The sequence below is a fragment of the Microvirga splendida genome, from assembly GCF_016427565.1.
GTDB classification, from domain to species: Bacteria; Pseudomonadota; Alphaproteobacteria; order Rhizobiales; family Beijerinckiaceae; genus Microvirga; species Microvirga splendida.
The window spans coordinates 1-12,096 of sequence record NZ_JAELXT010000011.1 but is presented as its reverse complement, the minus strand read 5'-3'; the positions used below and the strand labels follow the sequence as shown (position 1 = coordinate 12,096).

The 12,096-nt window shown below is 65.9% G+C and carries 9 protein-coding genes; all 9 read left to right on the top strand.

Features of this window, described 5'->3' with window-relative positions:
- The first annotated feature begins 26 nt into the window (after positions 1-26).
- The gene (gene ccmI / locus JAO75_RS12290) at positions 27-1,139 is read left to right on the top strand and encodes a c-type cytochrome biogenesis protein CcmI (protein ID WP_199049434.1); all 1,113 of its coding nucleotides are present in this window, start codon (positions 27-29) and stop codon (positions 1,137-1,139) included.
- Positions 1,136-1,594: a cytochrome c maturation protein CcmE gene (ccmE, locus tag JAO75_RS12285; RefSeq protein WP_199049433.1), complete on the top strand. Its 459-nt coding sequence runs from the start codon at positions 1,136-1,138 to the stop codon at positions 1,592-1,594. The genes ccmI and ccmE overlap by 4 nt, the downstream gene beginning before the upstream one ends.
- A gap of 15 nt (positions 1,595-1,609) precedes the next feature.
- Complete coding sequence (locus JAO75_RS12280; RefSeq protein WP_199049432.1) at positions 1,610-3,592, top strand: heme lyase CcmF/NrfE family subunit; 1,983 nt, start codon at positions 1,610-1,612, stop codon at positions 3,590-3,592.
- Positions 3,593-3,595: 3 nt separating this feature from the next.
- Entirely contained in the window at positions 3,596-4,060 is a 465-nt protein-coding gene (locus JAO75_RS12275; protein ID WP_199049431.1) for a cytochrome c-type biogenesis protein, read from the top strand.
- Positions 4,061-4,166: 106 nt separating this feature from the next.
- Complete coding sequence (locus tag JAO75_RS12270; protein ID WP_199049430.1) at positions 4,167-5,369, top strand: trypsin-like peptidase domain-containing protein; 1,203 nt, start codon at positions 4,167-4,169, stop codon at positions 5,367-5,369.
- Positions 5,370-5,509: 140 nt separating this feature from the next.
- Positions 5,510-6,208 carry a winged helix-turn-helix domain-containing protein gene (locus JAO75_RS12265; RefSeq protein WP_199049429.1) on the top strand — a complete coding sequence of 233 codons (699 nt, stop codon included), beginning with the start codon at positions 5,510-5,512 and terminating at the stop codon, positions 6,206-6,208.
- Positions 6,209-6,218: 10 nt separating this feature from the next.
- Positions 6,219-7,652: a HAMP domain-containing sensor histidine kinase gene (locus tag JAO75_RS12260; protein ID WP_199049428.1), complete on the top strand. Its 1,434-nt coding sequence runs from the start codon at positions 6,219-6,221 to the stop codon at positions 7,650-7,652.
- Positions 7,653-7,746: 94 nt separating this feature from the next.
- Positions 7,747-10,692, top strand: a complete 2,946-nt coding sequence (locus JAO75_RS12255) for a bifunctional [glutamine synthetase] adenylyltransferase/[glutamine synthetase]-adenylyl-L-tyrosine phosphorylase (protein WP_199049427.1) — start codon at positions 7,747-7,749, stop codon at positions 10,690-10,692.
- 835 nt (positions 10,693-11,527) lie between these two features.
- On the top strand, positions 11,528-12,096 hold a 569-nt coding region (locus tag JAO75_RS12250; RefSeq protein ID WP_425523179.1), incomplete at its 3' end, for a calcium-binding protein.

Below are 12,096 nucleotides of genomic sequence, written 5' to 3'. Positions count from 1 at the left end.
GGAGGACACGGAGTAAATAGGACTTTATGGTGATCTGGATCATTCTTCTGGCAATGACGGCCGCAGCCGTGATGGCGGTTCTGTGGCCGCTGTCGCGTCACTATGCGGTCGGGCGCCAGGCCGATCCGGACACGCAGTTCTATCGCTCGCAGATCGGGGAAATCGAGCGGGATCTGGCCCGCGGCGTGCTTCTTCCCGGCGAAGCGGAGGCCGCCAAGGCCGAAGCCGGACGCCGGCTTCTGCGGGCGACAGGCCTGCAGGCCGAGGAGGCTTTCGCCGCCGTCGGCGAGCCGGCCCTGCGCCGCCGCCGCGCCGCATCGACCCTCGCATTGTCGATCGTCCCGCTGCTGGCGCTCGCCACTTACGAAATCTACGGCTCGCCCCAGCTGCTGAGCCAGCCTCCGGGCGCGCAGCTGCAGCAGGCCCAGCAGGCAGGCAACATGAACCTGCTCGGAGCTGTGGCCGAGATCGAGGCGCATCTCGCCAGGAACCCGCAGGACGGGCGCGGCTGGGAGGTGATCGCTCCGGTCTATCTGCGCATGGGGCGCATCGAGGACGCGGTGAAAGCCTATGAATCGGCGATCCGCTACCAAACGCCCGACGCCGTCCGGTTCGCCAATTACGGCGAGGTCCTGGTGCTTGCCAAGGACGGGCTCATCACTGCGGAGGCGCAAGCCGCCTTCGAGCAGGCGCTCAAGCTCGACCCGAGCGCGCCCAAGGCCCAGTTCTATCTCGCCCGCGCGGCCGTGCAGGATGGGCAGACTGACAAGGCCAAGACGATTTTCCAGGAGATGCTTGCGTCCTCGCCCGCCGATGCGCCGTGGGTGGATGCCGTGAGGCAGGAGCTGGCGGCGCTCGGCGCACCCCAGCCCGAGGCAGCCCCGGCGGCCACAACGCCGCAGATCGGCCCCGAGGCCATCGCCGGCATGGTGGCCGGCCTTGCAAGCCGGCTCGAATCCCAGGGCGGCACCGCCGAGGAATGGGCGCGGCTCATGCGCTCCTATGCGGTGCTGGGGCAGCGCGACAAGGCAGCGGATGCGGCCAAGCGCGCCCGGGAGGCTCTGGCGCAGGATACCGAAGCCTTGAAGACCATCGACACGATGGCCCAGGAACTGAAACTCACCGACGCACAGCCATGACGAGAAAACAACGCCGCCTGACCCTCATCGGAGTTGCCGGATGCGTCCTCGCGGTCGCACTCGGGCTCGTGCTCTACGCCATGAACGACACGATCGTGTTCTTCAACTCGCCGGCCGACATCCAGGCGAAGAGCGTGCAGCCCGGCACGCGCATCCGCCTCGGCGGCCTCGTGAAGGAAGGCTCCGTGCAGCGCGGCGCCGATCAGCAGATCACCTTCGAGGTCATGGATGCCGAGGCCACGATCAAGGTGAACTACAAGGGCCTGCTGCCCGACCTGTTCCGCGAAGGGCAGGGGGTCGTGGCCGAGGGCATCCTGGAGAGCCCGAGCGCTTTCCGTGCCGACTCGGTTCTCGCCAAGCACGACGAGAACTATATGCCGCGTGAGGTCGCCGACACGCTGAAGAAGCAGGGCCACTGGCAGGGCGAGGCCGACGCTTCGCCCAAGACGCAGTAGCAAGGGAGAATCCTCGTGATAGTCGAGGCTGGACATTTCGCACTCGCGCTCGCCCTGGGCCTGTCGCTGATCCAGTTCCTCGTGCCGCTCTGGGGCGCGCGTGCGAACGATCCCGTGCTCATGGCGGTGGCGCCGGCGAGCGCGCTGGCGGTCTTCGCCTGCATCGCCTTCTCGTTCCTGGCCCTGACCTTCGCCTACCTGAACTCCGACTTCTCGGTGCTCAACGTCTTTCAGAACTCGCACTCGGCGAAGCCGCTAATCTACAAGATCTCCGGCGTGTGGGGGAACCACGAAGGCTCCATGCTGCTGTGGGTGCTGATCCTGGCCCTGTTCGGCGCGGTCGTGGCGATCTCGCGCAACAGCATCCCCATGCGGCTGCAGGCGAACACGCTGGCCGTGCAGGCTGCCGTGACCATCGCGTTCCTGCTGTTCATTCTCACCACGTCCAACCCCTTCACGCGCGTCGTTCCGGCGCCGCTCGAAGGGCAGGACCTCAATCCGCTCCTGCAGGACCCCGGCCTCGCGATCCATCCGCCGCTCCTCTACATCGGCTATGTGGGCTTTTCGATCTCCTTCGCCTTCGCGTGCGCGGCGCTCATCGACGGGCGCATCGATGCGGTCTGGGCCAGGATCGTGCGGCCCTGGACGCTCGGCGCCTGGGCGTTCCTGACGCTCGGCATCGCCATGGGCTCCTACTGGGCCTATTACGAACTCGGCTGGGGCGGCTGGTGGTTCTGGGACCCGGTGGAGAACGCCTCGCTCATGCCGTGGCTCGCCGGCACGGCGCTCGTGCACTCCACCGTGGTGATGGAAAAGCGCGACGCCTTGAAGGTCTGGACGATCCTGCTCGCCATCCTGACCTTTTCGCTCTCGCTGCTCGGAACCTTCCTGGTGCGCTCCGGCGTGCTCACCTCCGTGCATTCCTTCGCGGTCGACCCGGAGCGCGGCACGTTCATCCTTGGCATCCTGATCCTGTTCATCGGCGGCTCGCTGGCGCTCTTCGCCTGGCGCGCGCCCATGCTCCGGCAGGGCGGCCTGTTCGCGCCTGTCTCCCGCGAGGGCGCGCTCGTGGTCAACAACCTGTTCCTCGCCACCGCCTGCGCCACCGTGTTCATCGGCACGCTCTACCCGCTGGCCCTGGAGGTGATGACCGGCGACAAGATCTCCGTCGGCGCGCCGTTCTTCAACTTCACCTTCCTGCCGCTGATCGTGCCGCTCCTGCTGCTGCTGCCCCTCGGGCAGACGCTCGCCTGGAAGCGCGGCAACTTCCTCGGCACGGCCCAGCGCCTCTATGCGGTGTTCGGCATCTCGATCCTGGCCACCATGGTCCTGTTCGCCTTCAGCTACGGCGGTCCGGTGGCGGCGCCCCTCGGCATCGGGCTCGGCGTCTATCTGGTGCTCGGCTCGCTCAACGAGATCGTGACGCGCTCCTGGTCGAAGGGCACGCCGCTCTCGGCCGCCTGGCGCAAGGCGCGAGGCCTGCCGCGCTCGGCCTGGGGCACGGCCCTGGCCCATGCGGGCGTCGGCCTCACGGTGATCGGCATCGCGGCCACCGCCTGGGGCATCGAGGCCATTGGCAGCCTGAAGGTGGGCGAGCGCCTCAAGGGCGGTGATTATGAGGTGCGGCTCGAGCGGGTGATCCCGCGCGTCGAGGCCAATTACCGCGAGGACGCGGCCGTCCTGACCGTATTCAGGTCCGGTCACGAGATCGGCACCATCGAGACCATGAAGCGGCTCTACGTGACCCGCGGCATGCCGACCACGGAGGCCGGAATCCTGACCATCGGCCTCGGCCAGGTCTATGCCAGCATCGGCGATGCGCAGCCGGACGGGTCGGTCGGCATCAGGCTCTACCACAAGCCCCTGGTGCTTCTGATCTGGATCGGCTCACTGGTGATGGCCATCGGCGGCGGCATCTCCCTGACCGACCGGCGCCTGCGCATCGGCGCGCCTGCCCCGGCCAAGACGATGCCGTCGGCTGCGGTTCCTGCGGAGTAGGCCATGCGCTTCGTTCTCGCCCTCATCGCGGCCCTTCTGTTCAGCGGTTCCGCCTTCGCGGTTCAGCCGGGTGAGGTGCTGAAGGATCCGGCCCTCGAACGGCGCGCCCGCGAGATCTCGGCGGGCCTGCGCTGCCTCGTCTGCCAGAACCAGTCCATCGACGATTCCGACGCCCAGCTCGCCAAGGACCTGCGGCTGCTGGTGCGCGAGCGGCTGGTCGCCGGAGACACCGACGACGAGGTGGAGAGCTTCCTGGTCCAGCGCTACGGCGAGTTCGTCCTGCTGAAGCCCACCTTCGGCGCCCACACCCTGCTGCTCTGGCTGACCCCGGCCCTGGTGCTGGTGCTGGGCGGCCTCGGCGCCTACGCGGCCCTGAGACGCCGTCCGAACCCCACCGCCCCGACCCTCGACGAGGAGGAGCGTGAGGCGCTGGAGAGGCTGCTCAGCCAGGACAAATCCGCCTCCTGACGAAACCTTACCAACATTTCATCTTCGGGTGAGGGTACCGTAATCCAGCACCCCCCATCTTGCTCCCATGACGAACCGACAAGAGTTCTTCGAGGAGAGACAAGAGATGTTGGACAAGGTTTCCACTCCCGCCCGCAAGCGCACCGCGACATGGCTCGGCGCAGTGGCCGTGGCTGCGTTGATCGCAGGCGGCGCTGTCGAGAGCGGTCTGGTTGCCCCCAATGCCGCCCATGCCGAGCTGCGGTCCATGGCCCAGCCGGTCCAGAGCGCTCCAGCCTTTGCCGACGTGATCGAGCGCGTGAAGCCCGCCGTGGTTTCCGTGAAGGTCAAGGTGCAGAACGTGGCCGACCGCGACGATGACGACGGCCAGCAGTTCTCGATGCCGGACCTGCCCCCGGGCCATCCCATGGAGCGCTTCTTCCGCCAGTTCCGCGACGGTGAGCGCGGTGACCGCAGCCAGCGCGGCGAGCGTCCGCGCCGGTTCGGCCAGTCGATGGGCTCCGGCTTCTTCGTTTCGGCCGACGGCTACATCGTGACCAACAACCATGTGATCGACAAGGGCTCCGCGGTCGAGATCGCCATGGACGACGGCAAGACGCTCGACGCCAAGGTGGTGGGCACTGATCCGAAGACCGACCTCGCCCTGCTGAAGGTCGAGGGCAGCGACTTCCCCTACGTCCGCCTAGCCGCCCAGAAGGCCCGCATCGGCGACTGGGTGGTGGCCATCGGCAACCCGTTCGGCCTCGGCGGCACGGTCACGGCCGGCATCGTGTCGGCCCAGCACCGCGACATCGGCGCCGGTCCCTATGACGACTTCATCCAGATCGACGCCTCCGTGAACAAGGGCAACTCCGGTGGCCCGACCTTCAATCTCTCCGGCGAGGTCGTGGGCGTGAACACGGCGATCTTCTCGCCGTCGGGCGGCAATGTGGGTATTGCGTTTGCCATCCCGGCGAGCACGGTCGAGACCGTCGTCGCGTCGCTCAAGGAGAACGGCTCCGTCACCCGCGGCTTCATCGGCGTGCAGATGCAGCCGGTGACCAAGGAGATCGCCGAGGCGATCGGCCTGAGCGAGCCCAAGGGCGCCCTCGTGGCCGAGGCCATGAAGGACAGTCCCGCCGCCAAGGCCGGCGTCAAGACGGGCGACACGATCATCGCCGTCGACGGGCAGCCGATCAAGGAGGCCAAGGACCTCTCCCGCAAGGTGGCCAATGTCGCCCCGGGCAAGAGCCTGTCGCTCACCCTCTGGCGTGACGGCAAGGAGCGGACCGTGACCCTCGAGGTCGCGAGCCAGCCGAAGGGCGTCTGATCCTTCGGATAAGGAGATGGACACCAGGCTTTCTTAGTTGATTGCCCCCGACACCTGGTGTCTTCTGCCCGCGGCGGACCGGTTTTTCCCCTCCAGGACCGGTCCGCCGACGGGCTTTTTCTTGTGCGGCGTGCAGGCTGATGCGGATTCTGATCATAGAGGACGACAAAGAGGCGGCTTCCTACCTCGTCAAGGCGTTCCGTGAGGCAGGCCACGTGGCTGACCATGCCGCCGACGGCCTCGACGGCTACGCCATGGCGGAGGCCGGCGATTACGACGTCCTCGTGGTCGACCGCATGCTGCCCAAGCTCGACGGCCTCTCCCTGATCCGGTCCCTGCGCGAGCAGAAGGTGGAGACGCCGGTGCTCATCCTCTCGGCGCTGGGCCAGGTGGACGACCGGGTGAAGGGCCTGCGCGCGGGCGGCGACGACTACCTGCCCAAGCCCTACGCCTTCTCCGAACTCCTTGCCCGTGTCGAGGTGCTCTCGCGGCGCCGAGCCTCGGCTCCCAGTGCGGAGCCTACCGTCTACCGCGTCGCCGACCTCGAGCTCGACCGCCTGTCGCATCGCGTCGCCCGGTCGGGCCAGGAGATCGTGCTCCAGCCGCGCGAGTTCCGGCTGCTCGAGTACCTGATGAAGAACGCCAATCAGGTGGTCACCCGCACCATGCTGCTGGAGCACGTGTGGGACTATCACTTCGATCCGCAGACCAACGTGATCGACGTTCACGTCTCGCGGCTTCGCGCCAAGATCGACAAGGGCTTCGACAAGCCGCTCATCCACACCATCCGCGGCGCGGGCTACATGGTGCGCGTGGGTGCGGACGGAGACGAGGAATGAGCGTGCGGCCATGACAGCCTTCATGAGCGCTCTCGGCAAGCTCTTCCGCACGACCGCCTTCAAGCTGTCCTTTGCCTATCTCCTCATCTTCACCATCTTTGCTTTCGTGACGCTGGGCTATGTCGCCTGGAACGCCCAAAGGCTCCTGACCGATCAGTTCGTCTCCAGCATCGAGACCGAGATCAACAGCCTGTCCGACCAGTACCGGTTCGGCGGCCTGCGTCGTCTCGTGAACAACGTGGAGCGGCGCTCGCGCGCTCCGGGCGCCCTGCTTTACCTGGTGACGACGGAGAACGGCGAGCGCATTGCCGGCAATGTCGGCGCGCTGCCGCCGGAGGTGCTCAGCCGCGCGGGGGAGTTCGAGACGCTCTACAACCGCACCGACGAGACCGAGGCGCGGCCCGATGCCGCCATCGTGCGGGTCTATCTTCTGCCGGGCGGCTTTCGCCTCCTGGTCGGGCGCGACGTGGGCGAGCGCATCCGCCTGCGCGACATCATTCACCGCGCCTTCGGCTATTCGCTGCTCTTCATCGGCGTGCTCGGGTGCCTGGGCAGCTGGTTCATTGCGCGCCGGGTGCTCAAGCGCGTCGACGACATGACGGACATCACGCGCCACATCATGGCGGGCGATCTCGGCGGTCGCCTGAAGGTGGCAGGAACCGGGGACGAACTCGACCGCCTGGCGCAGAACCTCAACGCCATGCTCGACCGCATCGGCGAGCTGATGCGCGGCATGCAGGAGGTCTCGGACAACATCGCCCACGATCTCAAGACGCCCCTGACGCGCCTGCGCAACAAGGCCGACGAGGCCCTGCGCACCGCCAACACCCCGGACGAGCTGAAGACGGCGCTCGAGGCCACCATCGACGAGAGCGACAACCTCATCCGCATCTTCAATGCGCTGCTGATGATCGCGCGGCTGGAAGCCGGCAGTGCTCGCGAGGGGCTGGCCGATTTCGACGCGGCCGAGGCGGTGCGCGGCGTGGCGGAACTCTACGAGGCCTTGGCCGAGGAGGCGGGCGTAGAGCTGGAGGTCTCCGTCGAGGACGATCTGCCCGTTCACGGCAGCCGCGAGCTTCTCGGGCAGGCCATGTCGAACCTCCTCGACAATGCCCTCAAGTATGGCGCTTCGTCCGACGCTCCCGACAAGACAATCAGCGTATCGGCCCACCGCCGGGACGGCGAGGTGCTGATCCTCGTGGCCGACTGCGGTCCCGGCATCCCGGAGGCAGATCGGAGCAGGGTGCTGGAACGCTTCGTCCGCCTGGAGACGGCGCGCTCCCGACCTGGCTTCGGCCTGGGGCTCAGCCTCGCTGCCGCAGTGGCGCGTCTCCATGGCGGGGCGCTCAAGCTCGAGGACAACGAGCCGGGCTTGAGGGTCGTGCTGGCGCTGCCCCTGAAGGCCGTGGAGCTTCCGCAGCCTTCCCTGCAATCGGCCGCTTAAGCCTGAAGGATGAGCGCCCCACGGCAGTTTTCGGTTGCCTCCGGTTTCCCGGCGTGAACACTCGGCCGGTCCCAGTAACCCAAAGAGACCCGCCGTGCCGGATTCGAATGACACCCTCCTCAGCCGCCTGACCAAGGCGCCGCTCGTGGCCGACTCGAGACGGGCGAAGGCGCAGCTGAAGGATTTCGCCGAGCGGGTGCGCGACGAGCCCGAGGCCGCTGCCCTGCTGGGGCATCTCGACCAGGGCCTCTTCCACGACCTCCTCCTTGGCCTTGCCGATCATTCCCCGTTCCTCTGGCAGCTGATCGTCAACGATCCGGCCCGCATGGCGAGGCTTGTCTTCTCCTCGCCGGAGGAGGCGCATCGCGCCATCATCGAAAGCCAGTCGGGTCTGTTCCGCGCGCTGCGCTCCGGCGCGATCACCCGCGACGATGCCGTTCGTGCCTTCCGGCAGAACCGCAACGCCCATGCGCTTCTCGTCGCCATGGCCGATATCGGCGGCCTCTGGACCACGGAGCAGGTGACGCAGGCGCTCTCCGACTTCGCCGATGCTTCTGTCGCCGGCGGCGTCGATCTCGTTCTCACCGAGATGGCGGATCTCGGGCGCATCACGCTCGCGAACCCGGACGCGCCGGGCGAGGGCTCCGGCTTCACCGTGCTGGCGCTGGGCAAGCACGGGGCAGGGGAGCTCAATTATTCGAGCGACATCGATCTCGTGATCTTCTTCGATCCGGACACGCAGGTGCTGCGGGACCCATCCGAGGCCGCGACGGTCTACACCCGCATCGCGCAGCAGCTCGCCAAGCTCCTGCAGGAGCGAACGGCGGATGGCTATGTGCATCGCGTCGATTATCGCCTGCGCCCCGATCCCGGCTCGACGCCCACCGCCGTTTCGCTCGCCTCGGCCTATGTCTATTACGAGACTGTGGGGCAGAACTGGGAGCGCGCGGCCTTCATCAAGGCGCGGCCCATCGCCGGCGATCTCGCGCTCGGAGAGAACTTCCTGAAGGAGCTGCGCCCCTTCATCTGGCGCAAGTATTTCGACTTCGCCTCCATCGCCGACGTGCATGCCATGAAGCGGCAGATCCATGCGGTGCGCGGGCATGACCAGATCGCCGTTGTGGGCCACGACATCAAGCTCGGACGCGGCGGCATCCGCGAGATCGAGTTCTTCGTGCAGACGCAGCAGCTCGTGTTCGGCGGGCGCCGTCCCGGCTTGCGCGGACGCCGCACCCTCGACATGCTCAAAGCCCTCCACGATGAGGGCTGGATCACCGACAGGGCGCGCGACGAGCTCTCCGACGCCTACCGTTTCCTACGCACCATCGAGCACCGGCTGCAGATGGTGGCCGACGAGCAGACGCAGCGCCTGCCCGCGGACGAGGAGCAGCTGAAGTGCTTCGCGAAATTCTGCGGCTATCCCAACCTCAAGGCCTTCTCCAAGGCCCTCACGGATCAGGCGACGATCGTGCAGGGGCATTATGCGCTTTTGTTCGAAGAAGGGCCGGAGCTTGCCTCCGACGTGGGCAGTCTCGTCTTCACCGGTTCGGACAACGATCCCGATACGCTCGCGACCCTGCAGCGCCTCGGCTTCCATGAGCCTGAGCGTGTGGCCGAGACCGTGCGCGGCTGGCATTTTGGCAGACGCCCTGCGATCCAGAGCGCGCGGGCCCGCGAGGTGCTGACCGAGCTCACGCCCGCGCTGCTCTCCGCGCTCGGCGGCACCGCCGATCCCGATGGGGCACTGGCTGCCCTCGACCGCGCCTTCGGGCGCATGCCGGCGGCCGTTGAGCTCCTCACCATCCTGCAATCGCACGACCGCCTGCGGCTTCTCTTTGCCGATCTTCTCGGCACCGCGCCGCGCCTGGCCGACACGGTGGCGCAGTCCCCCCATGTGCTCGATGCGTTGATCGATCCCGCCTTCGGCACGCCCACCACGGACGACGAGACGATTGAAAGCCAGGTCAGGCAGCTCATCGGTCCGCCGCGCGACTTCGAGGATTTTCTCGACCGCATCCGCGATGCGGCCCGCCAGATGCGCTTCGTCACCAGCGCGCGGCTGCTCTCCGGCGTTCTCTCGCCGACGCAGACGGGAGAGGCCTATGCGGCCATCGCGCGCGCCGTCATCCGCGCCTCGTTCGACGAGGTCCGCCGCGCCTTTGAGGCCGAGCATGGAATCGTGCCGGGTTCGAGCATCGCGATCCTCGGCCTCGGCCGCCTCGGCAGCCGCGAACTGACGGCAGGCTCGGACCTCGACCTCGTAGTGATCTACGATTTCGACGAGAATGTGCGCGAGAGCAATGGAGCACGCAGCCTCGACGCAGTTGTCTATTACACGCGCCTGACGCAGCGCCTCGTCTCGGCGCTGACCGTCCCGACCCGGCGCGGGCTGCTCTACGATGTCGACCTGCGCCTGCGCCCGCAGGGCGGCAAGGGTCCTGTCGCGTCGCAGTTCAAGGGCTTCGTGAATTACCAGAAGACAGAGGCCGACCTCTGGGAGCACATGGCGCTCACCCGCGCCCGCGTGCTGGCCGGTGACGAGGCGTTCGGCGCTGACGTAGCGCAAGCCATCAAGGATATCCTCACCGCCGAGCGGAATCCGAAGCACGTGTTCAGGGAAGTGCGCGCCATGCGCGAGCTGATCGCGCAGGAGAAGGGCGACGGCGACCCGTGGGACATGAAGCTCGCCCGCGGCGGCCTCACCGATCTCGACTTCATCGCGCAGGGTCTGGTGTTGGCCCATGCCAATGCGCATCCGTCGCTCGCCGGCCTTTCGACGGAAGCCACTTTCGCAGAGGCTCAGACTGCAGGCCTTCTGTCGAGCGATAACGCAAGGACTCTCGCCGAAGCCCACCGGCTCTTCAACGACATCTTCCAGTGGCAGCGTCTGACCATCGAAGGAAAATTTGATGCGGAGAACGTGCCGGCGGTCATTCTCAAGCGCCTTGCGACTGTGGCCGGGTTACCGAGCACGAAGGTTTTGCTGGAGCATTTGGGCGCGATGCGGGGATGTGTCCGTAGTGTAGTCGATACTGCATGACGCAGGCGTTGGGTGCTACCAGCGCGCATCTCTTTCATTGCGGAATGCAACTATCGGGAGAGTTATAGCTTATTTTTCATGCAGTTATTTTGATTTACTACACGATTATGGAGTAGACTCTAGCTCCCTTCAGCCGAGAAATAGAGCCTCATTTACCGGGTGTACGCCCCTTCCACACTTGAACTGTGGCAAGGGGTTTCGAATGGTCGGCGCTATGGCATCGTTGGAACAACTCTGCGTTTTGTTCGAGCTCTCACATGGGGGGACCCTCTCAAATTGGTACGGCAACGGGGTCTTTATCGGACCTAGTTCTGGCGGGTCCAGTACGACGGGGGGAACGGCATCCGGAGGCACTCAAAGCGGATCCGGCACGGGCACTGCAAGTGGGGACAGTACTGGGGGCGCATACACCTATACTGGGCCGGCGCCGGTGACCTGTACAGTCAATGTTGCTGGATATATTGCAACTTTGTCTGCAACCGCGCCGACTACGAACAATTTCACAGGTACGACGATCCTACTCGACAACGCGATCGTCGTGGTGCCTTATCTAAGTAGTTCCAGCACGAGTTACACGCAGACTTGGGACACAGTGACGACCACAACAACCGTTACTTGGTCCAATGGGTCGACATCAGTCATTACACGAACCTACGAACTCACTGGGCTGGAAGTGCCAGGAATTGCTCTCTTTGGTCCTACTGATTCATACCTTGAGAGCGTCAATCGCCAAGACACAAGTTTTCTCCTTTGGGAGAGAGAGGCGCTTGTCGATGGCATAAACGACGGAACAATTACTGTTGACGGTACGACCGAAAAGGCCGCCCACATACCCGTGACGCGTGGAACGGATCAGGCTGACAATCTCTCCGGCGGCGGGGTCGTGAGCGGAGAAGCAGGGGACGATATCCTATCCGGCAGCACCGAAGCCGATCTCTTGCTTGGAGGGGATGGGAATGATCGTTTTATCGGTTCCAAGGGCAGCGATTTGATCGATGGCGGCTCGGGCTTCGACTTTGTCGATTACTACAGCGCCTCTGCTGCTGTGACGGCCAATCTCAGGGACGTGTCGCTCAATAGCGGCTTAGCGACGGGTGACCTCTATGTCTCCATCGAGGGCCTGCATGGATCGCGGCACAACGACAGTCTCACCGGCAATGATCTCGCCAACGAGTTCTATGGCCATGAGGGCGATGACCGCCTCGATGGCGGTGCCGGCAACGACGACCTGCTCGGCGGCGAGGGGGCCGATACCCTCGACGGCGGGGACGGCTTCGATCTGGCCAGCTACTACCATGCCGCTGCCGGCGTGATCGCCAACCTGTCATGGTCGGGTGCCAACACGGGTGAAGCCGCCGGCGACACCTACCTCGACATCGAGGGGCTGGGCGGTTCGGCCTACAA

Coding starts and splice junctions, on each gene's coding strand:
- JAO75_RS12260 (WP_199049428.1), top strand. CDS start 6,219: ATGACAGCCTTCATGAGCGCTCTCGGCAAGCTCTTCCGCACGACCGCC.
- JAO75_RS12275 (WP_199049431.1), top strand. CDS start 3,596: ATGCGCTTCGTTCTCGCCCTCATCGCGGCCCTTCTGTTCAGCGGTTCC.
- ccmE (WP_199049433.1), top strand. CDS start 1,136: ATGACGAGAAAACAACGCCGCCTGACCCTCATCGGAGTTGCCGGATGC.
- ccmI (WP_199049434.1), top strand. CDS start 27: ATGGTGATCTGGATCATTCTTCTGGCAATGACGGCCGCAGCCGTGATG.
- JAO75_RS12270 (WP_199049430.1), top strand. CDS start 4,167: ATGTTGGACAAGGTTTCCACTCCCGCCCGCAAGCGCACCGCGACATGG.
- JAO75_RS12265 (WP_199049429.1), top strand. CDS start 5,510: ATGCGGATTCTGATCATAGAGGACGACAAAGAGGCGGCTTCCTACCTC.